Annotated in this window: 18 protein-coding genes and 1 other annotated feature; of the genes, 7 read left to right on the top strand and 11 right to left on the bottom strand. The window is 37.1% G+C overall.

All coding sequences use genetic code 11. From position 1 onward, the window contains the following. Positions 1-221 precede the first annotated feature (221 nt). Positions 222-1,472, top strand: coding sequence for a dicarboxylate/amino acid:cation symporter (locus MKZ17_RS05340; RefSeq protein ID WP_340722726.1), 1,251 nt, complete (start codon positions 222-224; stop codon positions 1,470-1,472). Positions 1,473-1,532: 60 nt separating this feature from the next. On the opposite strand, the gene MKZ17_RS05335 is transcribed toward MKZ17_RS05340, so the two are convergent. The 3 genes from MKZ17_RS05335 to tyrS all read right to left on the bottom strand — a co-directional run bounded on the left by MKZ17_RS05335 (position 1,533) and on the right by tyrS (position 4,865). Continuing rightward, a complete protein-coding gene (locus MKZ17_RS05335; protein ID WP_340722725.1) occupies positions 1,533-2,165 on the bottom strand; it encodes a Yip1 family protein in 633 nt (210 codons plus the stop codon). A 100-nt stretch (positions 2,166-2,265) separates the two neighbouring features. Then, the gene (locus MKZ17_RS05330) at positions 2,266-3,435 is read right to left on the bottom strand and encodes a PstS family phosphate ABC transporter substrate-binding protein (RefSeq protein ID WP_340722724.1); all 1,170 of its coding nucleotides are present in this window, start codon (positions 3,433-3,435) and stop codon (positions 2,266-2,268) included. A 161-nt stretch (positions 3,436-3,596) separates the two neighbouring features. After that, positions 3,597-4,865 carry a tyrosine--tRNA ligase gene (gene tyrS / locus MKZ17_RS05325; protein WP_340722723.1) on the bottom strand — a complete coding sequence of 423 codons (1,269 nt, stop codon included), beginning with the start codon at positions 4,863-4,865 and terminating at the stop codon, positions 3,597-3,599. Positions 4,866-4,940: 75 nt separating this feature from the next. Beyond that, positions 4,941-5,149: a binding site (T-box leader), on the bottom strand. Between the two features lie 101 nt (positions 5,150-5,250). Here tyrS and MKZ17_RS05320 point away from each other — a divergent pair. Continuing rightward, positions 5,251-8,106: a transglycosylase domain-containing protein gene (locus MKZ17_RS05320; protein ID WP_340722722.1), complete on the top strand. Its 2,856-nt coding sequence runs from the start codon at positions 5,251-5,253 to the stop codon at positions 8,104-8,106. A 49-nt stretch (positions 8,107-8,155) separates the two neighbouring features. Here the strand turns inward: MKZ17_RS05320 and MKZ17_RS05315 are convergent, their stop codons facing one another. The 5 genes from MKZ17_RS05315 to acsA form a co-directional block, all read right to left on the bottom strand. Continuing rightward, entirely contained in the window at positions 8,156-9,289 is a 1,134-nt protein-coding gene (locus MKZ17_RS05315; protein WP_340722721.1) for an acetylornithine transaminase, read from the bottom strand. Then, the gene (gene argB / locus MKZ17_RS05310) at positions 9,286-10,062 is read right to left on the bottom strand and encodes an acetylglutamate kinase (protein WP_340722720.1); all 777 of its coding nucleotides are present in this window, start codon (positions 10,060-10,062) and stop codon (positions 9,286-9,288) included. The genes MKZ17_RS05315 and argB overlap by 4 nt, the downstream gene beginning before the upstream one ends. Then, positions 10,025-11,248, bottom strand: a complete 1,224-nt coding sequence (gene argJ / locus MKZ17_RS05305; protein WP_340722719.1) for a bifunctional ornithine acetyltransferase/N-acetylglutamate synthase — start codon at positions 11,246-11,248, stop codon at positions 10,025-10,027. The genes argB and argJ overlap by 38 nt, the downstream gene beginning before the upstream one ends. Positions 11,249-11,293: 45 nt before the next feature. Beyond that, positions 11,294-12,328, bottom strand: coding sequence for an N-acetyl-gamma-glutamyl-phosphate reductase (gene argC / locus MKZ17_RS05300; protein WP_340722718.1), 1,035 nt, complete (start codon positions 12,326-12,328; stop codon positions 11,294-11,296). Between the two features lie 414 nt (positions 12,329-12,742). Next, positions 12,743-14,470 carry an acetate--CoA ligase gene (acsA, locus tag MKZ17_RS05295; RefSeq protein ID WP_445326898.1) on the bottom strand — a complete coding sequence of 576 codons (1,728 nt, stop codon included), beginning with the start codon at positions 14,468-14,470 and terminating at the stop codon, positions 12,743-12,745. A gap of 163 nt (positions 14,471-14,633) precedes the next feature. Here acsA and MKZ17_RS05290 point away from each other — a divergent pair, with 163 nt between their 5' ends. From MKZ17_RS05290 to MKZ17_RS05275, 4 genes are all read left to right on the top strand, one after another. Beyond that, positions 14,634-15,266, top strand: a complete 633-nt coding sequence (locus MKZ17_RS05290; protein WP_340722716.1) for a GNAT family N-acetyltransferase — start codon at positions 14,634-14,636, stop codon at positions 15,264-15,266. 25 nt (positions 15,267-15,291) lie between these two features. Continuing rightward, positions 15,292-15,939 (top strand): CBS and ACT domain-containing protein, encoded by a 648-nt coding sequence (locus MKZ17_RS05285; protein WP_340722715.1) that lies wholly within the window; start codon positions 15,292-15,294, stop codon positions 15,937-15,939. Then, positions 15,936-17,099 (top strand): acetoin utilization protein AcuC, encoded by a 1,164-nt coding sequence (locus tag MKZ17_RS05280; RefSeq protein ID WP_340722714.1) that lies wholly within the window; start codon positions 15,936-15,938, stop codon positions 17,097-17,099. Before MKZ17_RS05285 ends, MKZ17_RS05280 begins: the two co-directional genes overlap by 4 nt. A 148-nt stretch (positions 17,100-17,247) precedes the next feature. Next, positions 17,248-17,661, top strand: a complete 414-nt coding sequence (locus tag MKZ17_RS05275) for a universal stress protein (protein ID WP_340722713.1) — start codon at positions 17,248-17,250, stop codon at positions 17,659-17,661. Between the two features lie 48 nt (positions 17,662-17,709). On the opposite strand, the gene ccpA is transcribed toward MKZ17_RS05275, so the two are convergent. The 3 genes from ccpA to MKZ17_RS05260 form a co-directional block, all read right to left on the bottom strand. Continuing rightward, the gene (gene ccpA / locus MKZ17_RS05270; protein WP_340722712.1) at positions 17,710-18,711 is read right to left on the bottom strand and encodes a catabolite control protein A; all 1,002 of its coding nucleotides are present in this window, start codon (positions 18,709-18,711) and stop codon (positions 17,710-17,712) included. A gap of 272 nt (positions 18,712-18,983) precedes the next feature. Further along, positions 18,984-19,421: a MarR family winged helix-turn-helix transcriptional regulator gene (locus MKZ17_RS05265; RefSeq protein ID WP_340722711.1), complete on the bottom strand. Its 438-nt coding sequence runs from the start codon at positions 19,419-19,421 to the stop codon at positions 18,984-18,986. Positions 19,422-19,568: 147 nt separating this feature from the next. After that, the gene (locus MKZ17_RS05260) at positions 19,569-20,654 is read right to left on the bottom strand and encodes a bifunctional 3-deoxy-7-phosphoheptulonate synthase/chorismate mutase (protein WP_340722710.1); all 1,086 of its coding nucleotides are present in this window, start codon (positions 20,652-20,654) and stop codon (positions 19,569-19,571) included. Positions 20,655-20,830: 176 nt separating this feature from the next. Here MKZ17_RS05260 and MKZ17_RS05255 point away from each other — a divergent pair, with 176 nt between their 5' ends. Then, positions 20,831-22,990, top strand: coding sequence for a cell division protein FtsA (locus MKZ17_RS05255; protein WP_340722709.1), 2,160 nt, complete (start codon positions 20,831-20,833; stop codon positions 22,988-22,990). Positions 22,991-23,013: the final 23 nt, after the last annotated feature.

Raw genomic sequence — 23,013 nt, 5'->3', positions numbered from 1 at the left:
ATATTCAAACGAGTTGTAATAGAACAGTTCATTACTAACACAGAACAGAAAATAAGTTTTATAAACAGAAATTCAGTATTTTCAACTAAATAAAACAGATTAAAAATTAAGTATTTTTTATGAACAAAATTACACAACTCATTTTTTTAGGTGTATTATAACAATCGTTCAGACACATAAAGCAGATTTTTATCATACATGAATAGGAAGAAGGATTGTCCATGAAGTACCTAAAAAATTTGACGGTACAAGTTATTGTAGCTATCATACTCGGTATTATTGTTGGTGCGATTTGGCCTGAATTTGGGGCTAGTTTAAAAATTTTAGCAGATCTATTTATTAAATTAATTAAAATGTTAATCGCCCCTATTATCTTTTTAACGGTTGTTATCGGTATTGGTAGTATGGGAGACATGAAAAAGGTTGGGAAAATCGGCGGCAAAGCGCTACTGTATTTTGAAATCGTTTCCACGATTGCTTTAGCGATTGGTATTTGTGTAGCAGTTATTATAAATGCTGGAGCAGGTATTGATACATCAAAAGCTGGTGATGCAGATATTTCGAAATACACTACAGCTGCTGAAGAAAATAGTGATGCGGGCTTAGGTGGATTTATCTATAATATTATTCCAGATAATTTTTTTGGTGCACTTGCGAATGGGGATCTATTACCTACTTTACTTTGCGCAGTTTTATTTGGGATTGCAGCTGCTGCACTTGGTGAAAAATCAAAACCAGTCATTTCGTTTTGTGAACAAGTATCTGAAATTTTCTTCAAAATTGTAGGAATGGTAATGAAAGTATCGCCAATCGGTGCTTTCGGAGCAATGGCCTATACAATAGGTAACTTCGGACTTGGTTCATTAAAATCCCTTGGCCTATTAATGGTCGCTGTGTACATTACTATGTTTTTATTCATCGTTGTTGTCCTTGGTTTAATCGCTCGTTTTTACGGCTTTAATATATTTAAATACATTGCTTACATTAAAGATGAGATTTTCCTAGTAATCGGGACATCTTCATCTGAATCCGCATTACCATCCATGATGCGGAAACTTGAAAACTTAGGCTGTTCTAAGCAAGTAGTAGGACTTGTTGTCCCAACCGGTTATTCATTTAACTTAGACGGTACCTCGATTTATTTATCAATGGCAGCATTATTTATTGCGCAAGCGTATGGCGTAGACCTATCTTGGATTGAAGTTATTACTTTATTAGGGGTACTGATGATTACTTCAAAAGGTGCCGCTGGTGTTACAGGTTCTGGCTTCATTACATTAGCTGCTACTTTAGCCGCCTTCCCAATGGTTCCAGTCGAAGGGATTGCATTACTTATTGGGGTAGACCGCTTCATGTCAGAAGCCCGTGCTGTTACGAATTTAATCGGTAACGGGGTAGCATGTGTCATTGTATCGAAATCTGAAAAGGAATTCCACGAAACAGAAGCAGGTCATGCAATTGCTATAAAATAATTAAAAGACATTTCCATTGGTGTAAAACACCATAAGGAATGTCTTTTTAGTTTAAATAACTTAAAAAGCAATACCATTAAGCAACGCAAATGCTACAACAATTCCTAAAACAATTACGACTAAAATTGAGGCAAAAAAGGCTTTCCATTTTGACAATTTATGTACCTCTGATATTCCAACAACCGTTAAAATAAATGTCCAAATACTTGCCACCATTACAAAGGTTCCACAAATAAATTGAATAATATAATCTGCAAGCGTACTTTCTATGTACGGAATTTCGAAGAAGGATTGTGGTGCAAATTGCATCCAAAATAGGATCACTGGTAAAAGCCAAATATAAGGCACCATTGTCATACTAATCATACGAAACATCTCTTTGAAAGTACCTTTTCCACCTAATACTTTCGCTGATAACAATAATACCCCAGCAACGAGCGCTGTCGAAAGAAAGTAGAACAATATTCCAGACATAAATGCTGAAAAAACAATATCACCTAATGAAGACTGTCCATAAATATCTGTTCCGATTAAGGTCACCAAATTGCTACCAAACATACCAATGATTCCAATAATCATAAAATATGAAAGTTTTTTCTCTTTTAAAACATATTGAAATGTATCACGAGGCTTTATCGCAATACTTAGAATTGCATGCCGATCATCTACATGCGTTAATTGTTGTCCACTCAAAATGTAAACCTCCTACAATAATGCATAACTTTTATTATACCTATATTAGGAGGTGAATCAAAGAGATTGCATAGGAATGTCTTATTTTTAGTAAGTAAAATTAATCTAGTTCCCTAATAGGTACATATCCTACATTTTCAAGCAATCGTTGCCCTTCATCTGACAGCATCCAATCAATAATTTCCTGACTTTTTGGATTACTGTTTTGTGTGGTTACAATATAAAACTCATTCGTAATCGGATAGGTATTTGACCGAATCATCTCTTTTGTTGGAGCCACACCATCGATTTCCAATAATTTAATCTCTTTATTTTGTACCATTTCATTCGAATAATAACGGAATGTATAACCAATTGCATTTTTATAATTACGATAGTTTGCAACTTCTTCAATAATACTTCCCATACCTTGTGCTACATTTTCAGTAGGTGCATCCATTATTGGTGTATCATCCATTAAGTTTTGCAGAGCTGTTTGAGAGCCACTGTCTTGCGGTCTCTGGAAGGCACGAATCGCATCACTTCCACCCCCAACTTGTGACCAGTTTGTAACTTCACCAGAATAAATATCCTTTATTTGTTGAAGTGAAAGCCCTTCAACTTTATTTTTTGCATGCACAAAAAAGACAAATGCTTCTTTGCCAATCGGCGTAAGCTTTAATTCTACACCTTGTATTTTCGCTCTATTTTTTTGCTGCTCAGAAGGCGCTAATACAAAAATGAGATCGACACGACCATCAATTAAATTTTGATATGCTGTAGGTGTTTTATTCACCATGACTTCGCTATCATAAGGGTTATATTCTTTTTCTGGATACAATGCTTCAGCCACCGCTGCGTATAAGGGATAAAAAGCTGTTGCCCCATCAATAATTGGCAACGATTCTGTTAGTTGAACGGTTGCCTGCTTCTCTAATTTAACAACTGAATCAACAGTCGAAAACGGTATATATTGATAAACATCAACATCTGCACCAACCGTTGGAATACGGTTTTTCAAATAATATTGAATGGGTTGAATTAATGCAATTGAAAGTGCTAACACACTTATACTAGCTACAATAAGATTCCGCTTTTTGGATGTAAAAAAACGAAATGTAAAGAGAATACAATTTATCAAAATTACTATACCGGCTGTAATCACAAAAGGAATCCATTGAATATTCCCATTCAATAATACAATTAATAATAAACCTATTGTAAAGTGAATAAAAACAATCAATAAAACAACAACAACTATTATATTGTAAATAGTTTTTGACCAATCCATTGTCTACACCCCCATAATAAAACCATTCGACAATAAAGGTCATTATCCTTTTTATTCCAAATAAAAAGGCTTCCCAAAAAGAAAAATAGTCATTTTCTTTAGGGAGCCTCTTTATCATAATGTCCATTCATTAACTACTTTGTTCTATTTAATGCAAAGAGTTATACAAACTTCACCATATGGTATTTTTTCTTACCACGGCGAATAATGGCAAATGCATCTTCCAAACGGTCAGTTGAATCAACAACGTATTCTAAATCCGTTATCTTTTCTCCGTTTACACTAATCGCGCCATTTGTGACATCTTCACGAGCTTGTCGTTTTGATGATGAAATGCCTGCTTCAACGATTAATTCCACAATGTTTTTATCATCTTTTGTAACCTCTATAGAAGGAACACCAGAGAACGCAACTTTCATTTCTTCTACTGATAACGCTTTTAAATCACCAGAGAATAATGCTTTTGTAATACGCTCAGCCGCTTCTAGCCCTTCTTCACCGTGAATTAAGCGTGTCATTTCTTCCGCTAATGCTTTCTGGGCTTTACGTAAATGTGGCTCTTCTTCCACACTAACAGCCAAGCTTTCAATTTCTTCTCGTGTTAAGAATGTAAAGATTTTTAAGTACTTAACTACGTCTGCATCTGCTGCGTTAATCCAGAACTGGTAAAACTCATATGGAGATGTTTTTTTCGCATCTAACCAAACGGCACCACCAGCTGTTTTACCAAACTTTGTACCATCCGCTTTCGTCACTAGTGGAATTGTAATACCAAAAGCTTTTGCGTTTTCATCATGCGTTTTACGAATCATTTCAAGACCAGTTGTAATATTCCCCCACTGGTCTGAACCACCTACTTGAATACGAACATTGTGGTGATCGTATAAATGATTGAAGTCGATCCCTTGGATTAATGTGTATGCAAATTCAGTAAATGAAATTCCTGAATCTAAACGTGAAGCAACCGTATCTTTATTTAAAATGTAATTTACATTAATTAATTTTCCGTAATCACGTAGGAAGTCGATTAATGTCATTGGGCCAACCCAATCATTGTTATTAACTAATTTTGCTGCATTTTCTGCACCCGATGAAAAGTCGAATAAACGCTCCATTTGACGTTTTAACCCTTGAACGTTTTGTTCTACTTGCTCCATCGTTTGTAATTGACGCTCTTCAGAACGACCAGATGGATCTCCTACTGTACCTGTCGCACCACCAACAAGTAAAATCGGTGTGTGACCCGCTTTTTGGAAGCGACGTAATGTTAATAAAGGTACGATATGACCGATATGCATTGAATCTGCAGTTGGATCTACCCCAACATATAACGACACCTTTTGCTCATTAAGTAATTTTTCCATACCTTCTGCGTCAGTTTGTTGGTACAACAATCCGCGCCATTGTAAATCTTGTAGTAATTCATTCATCTGTACTCTCTCCTTTTACATGTTTTATTGTTTACCATGTAAGGAAATAAAAAACGTCCCTACACGCAAACTGCATGCAGGGACGTCAAATTATCATCATTTAACGCGGTACCACCCGGCTTGAAGAAATGTAACCTTTCTTCCACTTTAAGCGTCTATATCGCGACGAAACGTTCAAGCTCCAAGTACGTAATTCATGAAAACACTTTGTCTAGCTTTCACCATCCGCTAGCTCTCTACATCAGGGAATGTCTCCACTACTTCAAACTCTTCTTTGCTTGAAATTATAAGTTCTATTCTACTCAATATATGAACGATGTCAATAACTATGTTCGTTTAGATATCAAATATGCTATAATAAACAAGATTTTAGGAGGTCGATGAAGTGAGAAAATGGCTCGATAAATTAAATGAAAAAATCGAAATCCTTGTTTCTTCAAAAAGGATGCGTCACTTCCGTATTGCTGGAGACGTATTTTGGAACTTATTCCTATTAGCTATAATCTTTATTGTCACAATCACAATTTTTGTTGGCAGTATCGGTGCAGGTTATTTTGCTTCTTTAGTTAAAGATGAACCTTTACGCTCAAAAGAAGATATGCGTGAACAAATTTTTAGTTACGACGAAACAAGTGAAATATATTTTGCAAACGATATTTACATAGGGAAAATCCGTACAGATTTAGATCGCCGAGAAACATCGCTTGCTAATATATCACCAACTGTTATTAATGCTGTTCTTGCGACAGAGGATGAATATTTCCGTGAACATACTGGTATTGTACCAAAAGCCGTATTACGCGGGTTGCTTCAAGACGTATCGAATTCATCTACACAAACAGGTGGTTCTACATTAACGCAACAATTAATTAAAAATCAAATTTTAACAAATGAAGTTTCATATGAACGTAAAGCGAAGGAAATTCTACTTGCTGTACGTTTGGAGCAATTTATGACGAAGGAAGAAATATTAGAGGCATACTTAAATATTATTCCGTATGGTCGTAATTCATCTGGTCGAAATATCGCCGGAATTGAAACAGCTGCCCAAGGTATATTCGGTATATCCGCAGCGAAATTAAATCTACCTCAAGCTGCCTATATCGCAGGAATTCCTCAAGCACCTTTTAAATATACGCCGTTTACAAATAAAGGCGAGCGGAAAAGTGCGGAAGGGATGAAGCCAGGCATCGATCGTATGAAAACTGTATTATACCGTATGCAAGAAGCCGGTTATATTACTGACAAAGAATATGAAGAGGCTCTCACTTACGATATTACGAAAGATTTAAAAGAATACGAAGAGCGACCTGAAGATAAGTATCCTTGGTTAACAGCTGAGCTAGAAATGCAAACAAAAGAAATTTTCGCAAAAATTCTAGCTGAAAAGGATGGCGTTGATCCAGCTCGTTTACAAGAAGAGTCCAATTTGAAGGATAAATACACGATTTTAGCAGACCGTACAATTCGTTCAGGTGGTTATCGCATTTACTCAACAATTAATAAAGACATGTATGATGCAATGCAAAAAGTAACGGACGAATTTACATTATACGGACAAACTTATAAGAAGAAAGAAAAGGACCCTGAAACGGGGGAAGAAATCGAAGTAGATGTTCCTGTACAAACTGGTAGTATTGTCATTGAAAATAGTACAGGAAAAATTTTAAGCTTCGTTGGTGGCCGTGATCACCAATTAGAGCAATTAAATCACGCAACACGAGCATATCGTTCTAATGGTTCTACGATGAAACCATTACTCGCTTATGCACCTGCACTAGAATATGGTGTCATTGGCGCAGGTAGCCCGGTTGTTGATGTGAAGTTTGTTCGTGAATATGATGACTATAAACCAGTAAACTATAACCCTAATCAAGAGTTAGGAATTATACCTGCTCGTCAAGCAGTTGCATCTTCACAAAACTTGCCGGTACTACGTCTATATAATTCAATTTTAGACCGTCGCCCTGCCACGTATCTTGAAAAAATGGGCTTCTCTAAATTAACGGCAGGTGATTATGTTAACCTTTCAACTTCTATTGGTGGGTTAACTTATGGTGCATCAGTAGAAGAAAATGTAAATGCATACGCTACATTCGCAAATAAGGGACAATTTATTGATGCCTACATGATTGAACGCATTGAAGATTTAGATGGTAATATCATTTATGAGCATAAAGTTGAGCCAGTAGAAGTATTCTCAGAAGAAACAGCCTATATGATGACAGATATGTTACGTGATGTATTACAGCAAGGTGGTACAGCAACACGTGCTCAAAGCTTATTAAAATTCTCATCTGACTTTGCGGCTAAAACAGGTACTACGCAGGACCATAATGACGTATGGTTAGTTGGCTACAACCCAAATATCTCTTTAGGTGTATGGTTAGGTTATGACGTACCTCGTTCGTTAAATGCATTTAACAATCGTTATCAGCACCCAAGTTATCGTGTCAATACACTATGGGCAACCTACATGAATTCGTTATATGATATAAATCCAGAATTCATCGGCACAAAAGAACCATTTAAAAAGCCTGAAAATGTAGTAACAGAATCGTTCTGTGGTATTTCAGGTATGGCACCTTCAGCATCTTGCTCAGATGCAGGACTCGTTATTTCCGATTTATTTAATAGAAATGTTCTATTACCGACACAGCCAGATGATAGTTTTGTATCTTCTACATCTGTTGTTATTAATGGCAATACGTATGCTGCCTTACCTACAACACCAACTGAGTTTGTAGAAATGAAAGGGTACGGTTTGAATCAAACATTTATTGATCGCATGCTCGGCTCTCTTGGCGGTGATGCATCGAAATTATTATCATTTAGCTCAGGTAAAGGGGTAGTTTCTGGTGTCCCATTTAATGCAGATAATGTTTCACCTAGTTCTGTCCATGCATCCTTAGCAAATGGTTCACTAACATGGACTGCTTCAGGATCAAATGATATTGTTGGGTACCGCGTATACAGTATTACGAACGGGGGAATCTCTCTCGTTAAATCAGTAAAATCATATGAAAGTTATCAAATGAATGTATCTCCAGGAGTTCACTATGTTGTTGTAGCAGTTGACATTACAGGCTTAGAGTCACAATACTCAAATGAAGTTGGCGAAATAATTGTTGCACCGCCACCACCTACTGAGGAAATTGAAGAGCCTGAAGATGAAATCGGTGATATCATTGATGAGGATATTATCGACATCGAACCAATTGAGCCACCACCTGTAGAATAATTAAAAAAAGTGCGATACTCCTAATTGTTCAGGAGTATCGCACTTTTTACTATTTAATAACTGTTTTTAAAATGGCAACAGCTTCATCTATCTCTTGTTCTGTCACCGTTAATGGTGGTAACAGACGAATTACTTTAGGTCCTGCCGCTACTGTTAATAACCCCGCTTCGTCTAAAGCAGCTACAAACGAAGCCACATCCTCGCCACCAAGTCCTAATCCAAGCATTAAGCCCTTACCTTGAATCGTATATTGTTCCTCAGGGAATGCTTCTTTTAATTTTGTAACGAAGTATGTAGATTTTTGTTGTACGTTCTGTAAAAAAGCTTCATCAAAAATAAGCTCGATTACTTTTTGTGCTACTGCTACCCCTAATGGATTGCCTCCAAATGTCGTACCATGTGTACCTGCACTAAATGTATCGAATAACTCAGATGTTCCTAAAATGCCTCCAATTGGGAAGCCGCCTCCAAGCCCTTTAGCCATTGACACAATGTTAGGTTTAATAACTGTTTGCTCAAAAGCAAAGCGAGTACCAGTACGCCCAATTCCTGTTTGTACTTCGTCAACAATGACTAAAATATCCGATGACTGTTGAATGTCATGAATTGCTTGTGCAAATTCATCCGTTACAGCATTTACACCACCTTCGCCTTGAATTAGCTCTAGCATAATCGCAGCTGTTTCACCGTCAACTGCGGCCTTCAAAGCAGCTACGTCATTGAATGGTAATGTAATAAATTCACTAACTAACGGACCAAATCCGCTACGTACTTTATCTTGACCTGTTGCGCTCATTGCACCAAAAGTACGACCATGGAAGCTTTGTTGGAATACGATAATTTTATGCTTACCTGTATGTTTACGAGCAATTTTTATGGCTGCTTCATTTGCTTCAGCACCACTATTACAGAAAAATGCATAAGATAAATGCAAGTCCTTTACTAACGATGCCGCTAATTGCTCTTGACCAGGGCTTTCAAACAAATTACTAATATGCCAAAGCTTCTCACTTTGCTTTTGAATCGCTTCAACAATTGCCGGGTGCGCATGACCTAAACTACAAACGGCAATACCACTTGTAAAATCTAAATAACGCTTCCCTGTCGTATCAAAAACTTCTGTCCCTTTTCCTTCAACAATCGCAAAAGGTCTTCTTGCGTAATTTCGAAATAATGCACTCATTTAACAAGCTCCTCACTTAAAATAGTCGTTCCTGTTAGCGTTTCATTAACAATTTGAACAGATGGAATTCCTGCGGCTAAACAGTTTAAAGCACCTTGTACTTTAGGGATCATGCCACCATAAATATTCCCTTCCTCAATCCATTGATTAATTTGAGATGGTGTCACTTCCGTTTGAAACATATCATCTATACGAATACCTGCTACATCGGTTACTAAAAACAAACAATCTGCTCCTACTGCCAATGCTACTTCACTCGCAACAGTATCACCATTAATATTAAGCCCTTGTCCGTCTTTTGTCGCCCCTATACAAGCAATTACCGGAACAATATTTAACTTTAATAATGACTCAACTAGCTCGACATTGACCTTATCTACTTGCCCTACATACCCATAGGTAGAAGCATCAATAAAATTACTTTGTAAAAGCCCTCCATCAAAGCCATTTAAACCAATTGCTGAAATGCCAGCAGCAGTTAGCTCATGGACAAGTGCTGGATTTACTTTACCAATTAACGTCGATTGTACAATATCAATCATTTCTTCACTCGTTACGCGTAAGCCATTGATCGTGTAAGAGGTAATACCTGCAGCAGCTAATGCACGATTAATGGCAGGGCCACCTCCATGAGTAATAATTAATTGAACTCCCTGCTCCTGTAACGCTTTGAAATTATGAAAGAACGTCTCATTCAAACCTTCTAATGTACTGCCTCCTAGCTTGATGACCATTTTACGAGCGGTATGATGCATTGATTTGAACATAGTCATAAGTTAAATCACACCCCCATGCAAATCCGTGTCCTTCACCAACATCTAAAGAAACAAAAATTTTCACTTCAGGCTGCTTTAAAATTTCAATAAGCGCTTCTTCCGAAAACTTGATTGGCTCGCCATTTTCAACCATCGTTGCGCCACCGATTTTAATCGTAATTTTATCTGGATCAACGATAGCCCCAGAATAACCAACAGCGGCTATAATACGTCCCCAGTTTGCATCACAGCCAAATACCGCAGTTTTAACCAGGGGTGAACCGACAACTGTTTTTGCTATTTTACGTGCTTCTTCATCTGAAACGGCACCAGCAACTTCCACTTCAATTAATTTTGTAGCTCCTTCTCCATCTCGTGCAATTGATTTTGCTAAATCTTCTGCAACGAGACGTAGTGCTGTATAAAAATTATCCCAATCTGGATGCGTAGGGGTTAATGGATTATTACCTGCTAAACCATTTGCCATGACAATTACTGTATCATTCGTTGACGTATCACCGTCTACCGTGATTGAGTTAAATGTACAATCTGTTACACTTGACAACGCTTTTTGTAATTCATCCGATTCGATCTTAGCATCTGTTGTAATGAAGCCTAACATCGTTGCCATATTAGGTTCAATCATACCTGAGCCCTTTGCTGCGCCTGATACAATGACTTCTTTACCATCAACAATCGTTGCATAAGTTGTGTTTTTCATGACAGTATCTGTTGTCATAATGGCTTGCGCAAAATCAATGCCATTTTCCAATTTGGATTCAGGTTGTAGCATTTTTACGCCTTTTTCCACTGGCTCCATCTTCATGATTTCACCGATAACACCAGTTGATGCCACTCCTATTAAATGACTATCAATCCCTAATTTTTGTGCAGCTAATCGTTGCATTTCATAGGCGTCCGCTAATCCTTGCTTGCCCGTACAAGCATTCGCATTTCCTGAGTTAACAATAATTGCCTGCATTTTCTTTGCTTCATAAACTACTTCTTTTGTTACTTTAATTGGTGCCGCCTGTATAGCATTTGTTGTGAATACACCTGCAACACTAGCTGGTACTTCACTAACGAGTATTGCTAAATCTTTTTTCTTATGTTTAATACCGCAATGAACACCTGCTGCTGTAAATCCTTTTGGAGAAACAATATTTTTACTAGATAATTTTTTCATTTCAATTGTTGAAGCCATTTTAAATCCTCCCTTTGTTATGTAAGTTCTGTAGGATGAAATTATTTAAATGAAATAAGGTACAAGTTGTAACCCTGTTTGTTGCGGTAATCCAAACTGAACATTCATATTTTGAATTGCCTGACCTGCTGCACCCTTTACTAAATTATCAATCACACTAATAATTGTGGCACGGTTTGTTCGTTCATCGAGCTTTACATAAATATCACAGTAATTGGAGCCTTTCACACGATTTGTTCCAATCGATGTAGCATCTTGAATGACACGTACAAATGGGTTATTCACATATGTCGAAGCTAAGCAATCAACTAATTGTTGCTGTGTCACACCTGATGTCACCTGAGCGTATGAAGTTGCCAGTATTCCACGTGTCATTGGTACTAAATGTGTATTAAATGTTATATTTGCCTCCACATTAGCGAACATCGAAATCGCCTGCTCAATTTCAGGGATATGCTGATGCTCATTAATTTTATAAATCGAAAAACTTTCATTCGCCTCACTATAATGCGTACTTTGTGAAGGCTTATTTCCTGCACCTGAAATGCCGCTCTTTGCATCAATTATTAAAAAACTCGGATCGATTAAACTTTCTTTTAATAATGGCAATAATGAAAGTAGGACGGCAGTTGGATAGCATCCAGGGTTTGCAATTAATTCGGCTTGAGAGATTGCCTCTTCGTTCCATTCGGTTAAACCGTATACACTTTTTTCAACAGCCTCCTTTGGAGCAGGGTTTTTTTTGTACCAAAATTCATAGCTCGATAAATCTTTCAAACGAAAATCACCTGATAAATCGATGAGTTTTGGACCTAAGCCAATAAGTGGTGGAAATAAGTTACTTGATACTCCAGAAGGCGTGCTTGCAAAAACAACATCAAAATTTGCCAGCACATCATAATCTATTTTTTGTAACGGCTGATTATACAAATCAACTAAATGTGGAAACTTATTTGAAAAAATAGTCCCTTCTTCCGAAGAAGTGAACAGCTCAATTGCTTCAACCTCTTTATGATTATGCAAGAACCTTAATAATTCTAATCCCCCATAACCAGTTGCCCCTATAATACCTACCTTCATCATGTCACCTCAATTTATGTTTAAAAACAATGTCTTATTTTAATTACTTAATTCTTTTCTAAAGATAAAAATAAGTATAGATATGTATAATTATTTAGTCAACTGTATTTTTATATAAAAACAAATTATTCTAAATTTTTTATTTAGAAACAGAGAATCGTAAAAAAATGAGGCTCGGACAGAAGTGAAAATTTCTCTATTTATGGTAAAGTACAGTATTAAAAAAAGGATACTTAATAAATTGGTTGTAGTGGAGGGGCGACTCCTGGGGGAATAGCGTTACGTTTAGACAACAGGCTCAGACCACGCCGCCGGAAAGCGTCCCCGCAACGGAAACCAATTACAAAAAAACATCATTTTTCTCACTCGAGAAAAATGATGTTTTTGTTTTGTCCCAGCAACATTGCATTTAGATTAATCTTCCATCGTCGACAAATCCCCTGTTGGAAGTTCTAGCTCCCATGCCTTTAATACACGTCTCATTATTTTGCCGCTACGGGTTTTTGGAAGTTTATCTTTGAATTCTATTTCTCTCGGAGCTACGTGAGCTGATAAACCATGTTTTACAAATTCACGAATTTCAACTTCTAATTGTTCAGAAGGCTCGACACCTTCACGTAATGAAATGAACGCCTTAATAATCTCACCACGCACTGGATCTGGTTTCCCTATTACGCCAGCTTCTAAAATATCTGGATGTTCCAGCAGTTTACTTTCAACTTCAAATGGTCCAACACGCTCCCCTGCAGTCATAATGACATCGTCTACACGCCCTTGGAACCAGAAGTAGCCTTCATCATCCATATAAGCAGAGTCACCAGAAACATACCACTCTCCTTTTATGAAGTATGATTCATAGCGCTCTTGATTGCCCCAAATTTGCCGCATCATAGCTGGCCATCCTTTTCGTATTGCTAAATTTCCCATCGTAAATGGGGGCAGTTCATTTCCATCGTCATCAACAATTGTTGCATAAATACCGGGTATTGGTTTCCCCATTGACCCTGGTTTAATTTCCATTGATGGATAGTTACAAATCATATGGCCACCCGTTTCCGTCATCCACCACGTATCATGTATGCGATGATTTAATGCTTCTATTCCCCAACGGATAACTTCTGGATTTAACGGCTCCCCAACTGATAAAACGTGTCGCAATGAAGATAAATTGTACTGTTTTAAAATATTTGGTCCAGCGCCCATTAACATTCTGAATGCAGTTGGTGCACTATACCACACTGTAACACCATACTGTTCTATTGCAGCATACCAAGCTTGGGGACTAAAACGTCCGCCAATAATAACGTTCGTAACGCCATTTAACCAAGGGCCGAAAATCCCATAAGCTGTTCCCGTTACCCATCCTGGATCAGCTGTACACCAATAAATATCATCTTCTTTTAAGTCTAATACCCATTTGGCTGTTTCGTATTGCTGTACCATTGCATAATGTACATGTAAAACACCCTTAGGTGCCCCTGTTGATCCAGATGTATAATGTAAAATGGAGCCATCTTCTTTATCCATCCATTCAATCTCAAAGTGAACAGATGCCTCATCAAAATACTTATTAAAGTCAACAATCACATCTGTCTCCACAATGTTTTCACCAACAACGAATACTGTTTTTAAGTTAGGTAGTTGATCAATCGGAATTCGTCCAAGTAATGCAGGCGTTGTTACAACTGCTGTTGCCTCACTATCCGCTAATCTGTCATAAACTGCACCTTCCATAAATGCTTCAAATAGTGGACCTACAATGACCCCCATTTTTAAAGCGCCTAAAAGACTAAAATACAATTCTGGTGTTCTCGGCATAAAGATAAATAGACGGTCACCTTTTTTCAAATTCGCTTTATCCTGAAATACATTCGCTGCTTTGTTTGAATTTTGCTTCATGTCATGAAATGTGTATGTTTCTTTACGAACACCATCCGAATAATGAAGGGCATCTTTGTCCTTTAGCGGTGTTTCAACATGTCTGTCGATTGCTTCATATGCAATATTAACTTTCCCCGTTTCATACCAAGTAAAAGCTTTCTCAGTATTTGTCCAATTGTGAGTAGCTACTGTTTCCTCATAGTTTTTTAAACAATGCTCCCCTGGAACTATAGCTAATTTCTCCATTATTTTCATCCCCATGAATCCCCCTTTTTCTTCAAACATATCACCATTTTACAGGAAAAATATTATTATTAGCAAAACATTTTTAATTTTCTAATAATTTAGTTATTTTTTGTAAGAATTAGCGTATTTTCGCATAAAATCTTGTATAATGGAAATATTACAAGCAGGTGGTGTGATTATGAATCATGTGAAAAAATACTATTGTGTTGAATTCGAGACGAGGAATGGTAAAGTTTTAGTGGAAGGTCCCGTTCCGTCTGAGCAACTTGCTTCGTATACTTTACACGAAGATTTAAAAGCTTTTAGACCTTCACACCAACAACATGCAGCACTTGTTGATATTGCTAAGTTAGAAGAAGGAAGAATTATACTTGTTCGGCAGGGAAACATTGTAATGGGCTATGTCACTTATCTTTATCCTGACCCGTTAGAGCGTTGGGCTGAGGATCGTATTCCGAATATGATTGAGCTAGGGGCAATTGAAGTCATACCTTCTTTCCGTGGAACAGGTATAGGAAAAAAATTATTAGAAGTATCTTTAATGGATGATGGAATGGAAGATTATTTAATTATTACAACTGAATATTACTGGCATTGGGATTTGAAAGGGACAGGACTCAATGTTTGGGATTATCGTAATATGATGGAGCGTATGATGACATCGGCCAATTTTGAATATTACGCGACAGATGACCCTGAAATCACTTCCCATCCCGCAAATTGTTTAATGGCACGCGTTGGTTCACGAGTTCAAGCTGATACGCTTGAACGATTTGACAGGCTTCGCTTTAGAAGTCGCTTCATGTATTAATTCTTATCACAAAGGGGATTGAATAATGATCGTCGAAGAAATTATGAATACCGAAATACATACACTTTTACCTCATAACACAGTTCGTGATGCTGTTCTACTCATGCGCGAGAAGAAAATCAGGCATCTTCCAATCGTCAATGATGAGAATTACGTCATAGGTATTGTTACAGAGCATGATATAAAAAATGCGCTCCCTTCATGCTTACGTGAGGAACCAAACTCTTCTATTTATGATGCGCCAATTGAAAATGTGATGACGAAAAATCCAATGGTAGGCCACCCTTTAGATTCAGTAGAAGAAATTGCTTTAACCTTTTATGAATCAAAAATAAGCTGCCTTCCGATTGTATCTGCTGGTGCGTTAGTCGGAATTGTTACAACAACTGATTTATTGTATACGTATATTGAGTTAACTGGTACAAATAAGCCTGCTTCGAGAGTCGACATTCGTGTCTCAGATCGTCCTGGTATGCTCTATGAAATTACGAAAGTATTCCACGAAAACAATGCCAATGTACTAAGTGTTCTTGTCTATCCTGATGGTAATAATGACAAATCTCGCATTTTAAGTGTCCGTCTACAAGTAATTAATCCTTTACTAGTTATTGAAGACTTGCGCCAGCGTGGATATAACGTCCTCTGGCCAAATGTACCTGGCGTAACGTTATGAAAAAAGCTGTTTTTGTTTATTCGCCAGATCAACTTAATTACAAATTTTCGGACACTCACCCGTTTAACCATAAACGACTACACTTAACAATTGATCTACTAAAAAACATTGGTGCTTTACAAGATGAAGATATCATACCTGCGCGTGTAGCAACAGATGAAGAAATTGCCCTTGCGCATGATCCTCAATATATTGAAATTGTTAAAAAGGCGGGACACGGTAAATTAACTAAACAGCAAGGCGAACCATATGGAATAGGGACAGAAGATACACCCATGTTTCCAAATATGCATGAAGCAAGTGCGCTGCTCGTTGGTGGTACTCTACAGGCGGTAGATCATGTACTCCAAGGAAAATCAGAGCATGCAATTAATCTTGGTGGAGGGCTACATCACGGGTTCCGAGGAAGAGCATCGGGCTTTTGCATATACAATGATAGCAGTGTCGCCATTAAATATATACAAGAAAAATACGGATTACGCGTGTTGTATGTCGATACAGATGCACATCATGGGGATGGTGTGCAGTGGTCCTTTTATGATGATCCAAATGTGTGTACATTATCAATTCACGAAACTGGTCGTTATTTATTTCCTGGTACCGGCAATATTACCGAACGAGGAAATGGTGAAGGCTATGGTACATCGTTTAATTTCCCTATCGATGCCTTTACAGAAGATGAAAGTTTTTTAGAAATATATGAGCAATCGATGCGTGAAGTATTTGAATTTTTTAAACCGGACGTTGTGTTTACACAAAATGGAGCAGATGCTCATTATTTTGATCCTTTAACACATTTATACGGTACGATGAATATTTATAGAGAAATCCCAAAACTTGCTCATAAGCTTGCCCATGAATATTGTAATGGGCGCTGGATTGCCGTTGGGGGTGGCGGCTACGATATTTGGCGTGTCGTACCACGCGCATGGTCTCTCATTTGGACTGAAATGACAGATCAAATTGCGCCAACTGGTCCATTACCACAAGCTTGGCTCGATAAATGGCAGCCTGAATCACCTGTACCATTTATTCCTACATGGGATGATCCAAAGTCACTTTATGAGGCAATTCCTCGTAAAATTGAAATTCAAGAAAAAAATGCACAAATGCTCCAAAAAGCATTACATATTATTCGAACTGAAAAAAATCGTTCCTAATATTAATTTACCAACATAAAGAAAGACACATCCTAACTATTTAAAGGATGTGTCTTTTTGGTGAAAATTTTATAAAACAACCTATCCATTTAATTTTGTAATATAATGGTTATATTATCAAACATTATCTTTAAATGGAGGTTTTATAATGTATAAACATATTCTATTAGCAGTTGATGGCTCAGAAAACTCTTTCCGCGCTGCACAAGATGCAGTGAAAATCGCTTCAGAAGAATCTTTAATTGAGATTATTTCCGTACTATCTACTGAAGGCATTACATCTGAAGCAGTTAAAGCCGGTACGCTAGATAATTTAGAAGCGGAGTACCGACAAAAATTTGCACGAGAAGAAAATCACATTAAAGAAAATCATTCAAACTACAAAGTGACAATTTCTCATGGGTCAGCCGGACGAATGATTTCCAATTATGCAAATGACAAAAATGTTGATTTAGTAGTTATTGGCTGTCGTGGACTAAACCCCATGCTTGAAATGGTATTTGGAAGTGTAAGTACATATGTATCAAAAAATGCAAATTGCTCTACTTTATTAGTGAAGTAATTTAGAAATGAAAACGCCTCTTCCGCTAATTGGAAGGGGCGTTTTTGCTTATTTTTCACTTGAGTCTCGTAGTTCAATTCGGTGTGGTAAAATTACATTTTGCTCATCCACTTCTTCTTTGTTCATATACTTTGTCAACAAGCGCATTGCTACTGCACCAATATCATAAAGCGGTAATACGACACTTGTTAATTGTGGGCGGACCATACGAGCTAGTTTAGAATTTTCAAAGCTAATTATTTCAATATCGTTTGGTACATGTTTTCCACTATCTTGTGCACCATGTACTAAACCAATTGCTAATTCATCGTTTCCGACAAAAATAGCAGTAGGTGGTTGATCAATCTCACTTAATGTCGTCCAACTTTCTAGTCCGTCATCATATGAGCCATCACCAGCAACAATTAACGCTTCATCGAGTTCAATCCCTGCAAGTTCAAGAGCGTCCTTATACGCCTTTAACTTATACTGTCCATTAACAGTATATTGAAGTGGACCCGATACAAAGGCTATGCGCTTATGACCATTTTGAATAAACAACTGAACAGCCTCTAATGCAGCATTGTAATAATCAATATTAACGGAAGCAACCTTTTCTGTGGAGCTAATCGAGCCAGCTAGTACGATCGGAACAGAACATGCTTCTACTGCTCGTTGAATATTTTCAGTAACTTCTTCACTCATCATCACGATACCATCGACTTGCTTCCCTAGCATCGTATTTAACAATGTTAATTCTTTTTCTTCGTTTTGATCTGAATTAGCTAAAATAATATTGTAGCGGTACATTGTCGCAATGTCTTCAATACCACGTGCAAGCTCAGCGTTTAAATTATTCGAAATATCAGGGATGATGACTCCTACCGATGTCGTTTTTTTACTTGCTAAACCACGTGCTACTGCATTTGGTCGGTATTCCAGTCGTTCGATGACTTCTAATACCTTTTTTCTCGTTGCTGGCTTTACATTTTGGTTACCATTTACTACTCGTGATACCGTTGCCATTGATACATTTGCTTCACGCGCAACATCATATATTGTGACAGTCAAAAAATCTCCCCCTTTTTAGCATTCGTCTACACATTGATTGTGAATACGTTATTCGTGTATTCGAAGTTATGTATATTGTTATGATATAATACTTTCATTTCCATTTTCAATTGAAAACCTAGTGAATCACTCGAATTGTCATGAATAGAGCAAAATTTGGTCAAAAGTTGCCCTTATTCCAATAAAAATTTATAATTACTGCCAATTGAATGACTAATATTAATACATTAAGCAAAGGGTTTGCCTGAACATAGTGTTTCAGACAAACCCTTTCATCCATTATTTTTTTGCTGTAATCCTGTTAATAATTTTTCCTGTAAATTTAAATAGGTCGTTAGCTCATCTTTTGATAAAACAGAAAAAATATCAACATAAATTTGTTCGCCAATTTGTTGTGCTACATTTAATGCTTCCATGCCTTTTTCTGTAATACAAAGTTGAATGATTCTACGATCATTTTCGTCATATACACGTTTTGCTAGACCAGTTGCCACTAATTTATTTGCGATATTTGTCATAGCACCTTTCGTATAGCCAAGAAGTTCAGCAAGCTCTACTTGCTTTTTTGCACCTTCTAGTTTGAGCTCCGATAATACTAAAATAGGTGATATTCCTATTGGATAAGGAAACTGCCTTGTAAAACGGACAATGTTCTCATTATTCATTTGTTCTAGCATATGAATCAAATGAAAAAGGTTATTTTGTTCCATTATAAATCGTACCTTTACTTAATTATTTCAAAATAGATTGTAAAGCTTAGCTTAGCATAATTAAGTTTACTCGTAAACTTAACACCTTATTACAACAAAAAAAGCCCTCTAAAATCATTCAGACTTAGAGGGACTTCCGATAGAAAGTTATTTTGACACTTCATATTGCTTCATGAATTTTAAAATTTCATCGTAGAAAGCATTGAAAGTAGGAATATCCATTTGTTGCTGCTGATCTGATAATGCGATTGATGGATCAGGGTGAACTTCTGCCATTACTCCATCTGCACCAATTGCAATTGCTGCTTTTGCACATGGTAACAATAAATCACGACGTCCAGTTGAATGCGTCACGTCTACCATTACTGGTAAATGCGTTTCCTGTTTTAAAATTGGAACAGCTGAAATATCTAATGTATTACGTGTTGCTTTTTCGTAAGTACGAATACCGCGCTCACATAGAATAATATTCTCATTACCTTTTGACATAATGTATTCTGCAGCATGGATAAATTCATCGATTGTTGCTGCTAAACCTCGTTTTAATAAGACGGGTTTATTAGTAGCACCCGCCGCTTTTAATAATTCGAAGTTTTGCATGTTACGTGCACCAATTTGAATGACATCGATGTAATCTAACGCATGCTCTAAATCTGCTGGAGTAACAATTTCTGTTATTACGCCTAAGCCGTACTCCTTAGAAACATCTTTTAAAATTTTTAAGCCATCTAATCCTAGTCCTTGGAAATCGTATGGTGATGTACGAGGTTTATAAGCTCCTCCACGGATTAATTTTAATCCTTTTTCCTGGATTGATGCTGCAACTGCCGCTACTTGCTCATAAGACTCAACTGCGCATGGTCCGAAGACAAAGGAAGGTGTTCCTGTACCAATTAGCTCACCATTGACATTAATGACAGTATCTTCTGACTTTTCTTTTCGTGAAACAAGTAATTCCTTTTTCTTTTCTGCTTCAAGTTGTTTCAGAGCCGTTTTGAAGATTTGTTTAAAAATAAAATCAACCGTCATCTGATTTAATGGACCATTGTTATGTTTCTTAATTAAATCCAGCATATGACGCTCACGTAATGGGTCATAGCGATTAACGCCTTGCTTTTCTTTGATTTTTCCAATTTCTTCAACAACTGCTGCACGTTCATTTATTAAATTCAAAATTTCTAAATTTAAACGATCGATTTCACTACGTAAGCTTTCTAAATCCTGTTGACTCATCTTTCTTTCCCCTCTTCCTCGTATCCGGCACTTTCAGATAACTTAAAAGTATGATACATTTTTAAGTAATAAATTCATTATAATCAACTCAAGATAGAATGTCACGCATTTTTAATTTAGCGCTTCAACTCGCTAAAGTATAGTATGATAATTTTTTTGAAAGGAAGCGTTTTCATATGACGAATAAATTGTTTGCGCTAGATATCGGCACGCGTTCCGTTGTTGGTATCATTCTTGAGCAGCAAGGCGACCAATATCATGTTGCAGATATTTTAGTGAAAGAACATAAAGAACGTGCCATGGTTGATGGACAAATACATAATGTTATATACGTAGCTGAACTCATTCAAGAAATAAAGAAGGAATTAGAACAAAAGCACGGTCCACTAAAAAAAGTAAGTGTTGCAGCTGCTGGACGCGCATTAAAAACCGAGCAAGCTAGCGTTACCGTCGAAATTAAAAATCGCCCAATTTTTACTGAAGAAGATATTAGCCGGTTAGAATTACAAGCAGTGCAGCAGGCACAGCAACAACTGCTCCAGCAAAAGGAAGACTCAAAAAACAATCATTATTATTGCGTTGGTTATTCTGTACTTTACTTCCGTTTAGATGGTGAAGAAATTGGTAGCTTAGTTGACCAACAAGGTGATGAAGCATCAGTTGAAGTAATCGCTACTTTCTTACCGCGTGTCGTTGTAGAATCTTTACTAGCAGCATTAAAGCGTGCAGATTTAGAAATGGAGGCTTTAACATTAGAGCCTATTGCTGCAATTAATGTTTTAATTCCTCCTTCTATGCGCCGTTTAAATGTTGCTTTAGTCGATATTGGGGCAGGTACTTCTGATATTGCTATAACAGATAAAAGTACGATTGTAGCATATGGAATGGTACCAACAGCTGGCGATGAAATTACAGAAGCACTAAGTGATCATTACTTACTAGACTTCCCAGTAGCTGAAATTGCAAAACGTCAAATGCATTCAAATGATGAAATTTTAATTCAAGACATTTTAGGCTTCGATCAGTACTTCCCTCGAGAAGAAGTCATTCAATCGATTTATCCTGCTATTCAAAATTTGGCCAAATCAATTGGCGAAGAAATATTACGTTTAAACAACTCAGTTCCCCCAAAAGCAGTTATGTTAGTCGGTGGGGGGAGTTTAACACCAAACTTAACGGATGAATTAGGGAAAATTTTAGAGCTTCCTGCAAATCGTGTCGCAGTTCGCGGTATTGACGCAATCCAAAATTTAACACGGGCAGAAGGGATTGCTGCTACTCCTGAGCTTGTTACACCTATTGGAATTGCTATAGCAGCACAAAAGGCGCCTATTCATTACATGTCCATTACAGTGAATGACCAAATTGTACGTTTATTTGAATTAAAGGAAATGACAGTAGGAGATGCTTTTTTAGCTGCCAACATACGAGCAAAGCAACTCTACGGAAAACCAGGTCACGGTATATCTTTAACAGTAAATGGCCAAAGTATTTTCGTTCCTGGTGAACATGGGCAACCTGCGCAAATTTTACTTAATGGAAAAGCCGCTACAACGAAAACGCAAATCATCAATGGCGATAAGATTGAGCTTGTCCCAGGGATTAATGGAGCAGATGCAACTGTAAGCGTACGCGATATTATTGACGATGCCGCAGTTAAAACTATTACGATTCAAGACACTACCTATAAGATGGAGCCGCACGTATATGTCAATGGTAACCCCATTAAGCTCGATACACCTTTAAAGGACCGTGACGTGATTGAATTTAAAACGATCGAAACGATTGTGGATGCTTTAAATTTTACAAATAACCTATCCAAGTATGAGCAATTTAACGCCTATAGTATTCATCTAGATGGTAAACCTATGTACTTTCCTGAATTCTCATCGCAATTATTCATAAACGGTAAGCCTGGAAAACTACAATATCCAATACAGAATGGGGATCTTATTACTTTCGCGCAAGGCTCGTTACCGACTGCGGAAGCTATTGCAAATCAGCTGAATTACGTATTAGAGGATAAAATCGTTGTTACGTTCCAAAATGAACAGGTAGAGCTTATTAAAACTGCCCATGATTTTTTTGTAAACGGTCGTATTACAGAAGGAAAATCAACCGTTCCAAATGGAGCAACGATAAAAATTGTAGAAAAAGAGTCAGGTAAATGGATTTACCAGGATGTTTTCCGCTTTTCTAGTTGGCAGTTACCAGTTGCATTTAAAGGATCTTTTACTATTTTACGTAACGGTCAGCCTACAACCTTTGATGCAGATATTTTTGGTGGCGATCAATTAGAAATTCAATTGACCGAATATCCTATCGCGCAACCTTAAGATTACATATAAAAACGGCACCC

This window comes from Solibacillus sp. FSL R7-0682, assembly GCF_038005985.1.
GTDB lineage: Bacteria > Bacillota > Bacilli > Bacillales_A > Planococcaceae > Solibacillus.
The sequence above is the reverse complement of the archived record's forward strand: the minus strand, read 5'-3'. Positions and strand labels throughout refer to the sequence as shown.

Excerpts from the sequence above, each read along its gene's own strand:
- MKZ17_RS05340 (WP_340722726.1), top strand. The coding sequence starts at position 222 with ATGAAGTACCTAAAAAATTTGACGGTACAAGTTATTGTAGCTATCATA.
- MKZ17_RS05330 (WP_340722724.1), bottom strand. The coding sequence starts at position 3,435 with ATGGATTGGTCAAAAACTATTTACAATATAATAGTTGTTGTTGTTTTA.
- tyrS (WP_340722723.1), bottom strand. The coding sequence starts at position 4,865 with ATGAATGAATTACTACAAGATTTACAATGGCGCGGATTGTTGTACCAA.
- MKZ17_RS05315 (WP_340722721.1), bottom strand. The coding sequence starts at position 9,289 with ATGAGTGCATTATTTCGAAATTACGCAAGAAGACCTTTTGCGATTGTT.
- argB (WP_340722720.1), bottom strand. The coding sequence starts at position 10,062 with ATGACTATGTTCAAATCAATGCATCATACCGCTCGTAAAATGGTCATC.
- argJ (WP_340722719.1), bottom strand. The coding sequence starts at position 11,248 with ATGGCTTCAACAATTGAAATGAAAAAATTATCTAGTAAAAATATTGTT.
- argC (WP_340722718.1), bottom strand. The coding sequence starts at position 12,328 with ATGAAGGTAGGTATTATAGGGGCAACTGGTTATGGGGGATTAGAATTA.
- acsA (WP_445326898.1), bottom strand. The coding sequence starts at position 14,470 with ATGGGGATGAAAATAATGGAGAAATTAGCTATAGTTCCAGGGGAGCAT.
- MKZ17_RS05290 (WP_340722716.1), top strand. The coding sequence starts at position 14,634 with ATGAATCATGTGAAAAAATACTATTGTGTTGAATTCGAGACGAGGAAT.
- MKZ17_RS05285 (WP_340722715.1), top strand. The coding sequence starts at position 15,292 with ATGATCGTCGAAGAAATTATGAATACCGAAATACATACACTTTTACCT.
- MKZ17_RS05280 (WP_340722714.1), top strand. The coding sequence starts at position 15,936 with ATGAAAAAAGCTGTTTTTGTTTATTCGCCAGATCAACTTAATTACAAA.
- MKZ17_RS05275 (WP_340722713.1), top strand. The coding sequence starts at position 17,248 with ATGTATAAACATATTCTATTAGCAGTTGATGGCTCAGAAAACTCTTTC.
- MKZ17_RS05265 (WP_340722711.1), bottom strand. The coding sequence starts at position 19,421 with ATGGAACAAAATAACCTTTTTCATTTGATTCATATGCTAGAACAAATG.
- MKZ17_RS05260 (WP_340722710.1), bottom strand. The coding sequence starts at position 20,654 with ATGAGTCAACAGGATTTAGAAAGCTTACGTAGTGAAATCGATCGTTTA.
- MKZ17_RS05255 (WP_340722709.1), top strand. The coding sequence starts at position 20,831 with ATGACGAATAAATTGTTTGCGCTAGATATCGGCACGCGTTCCGTTGTT.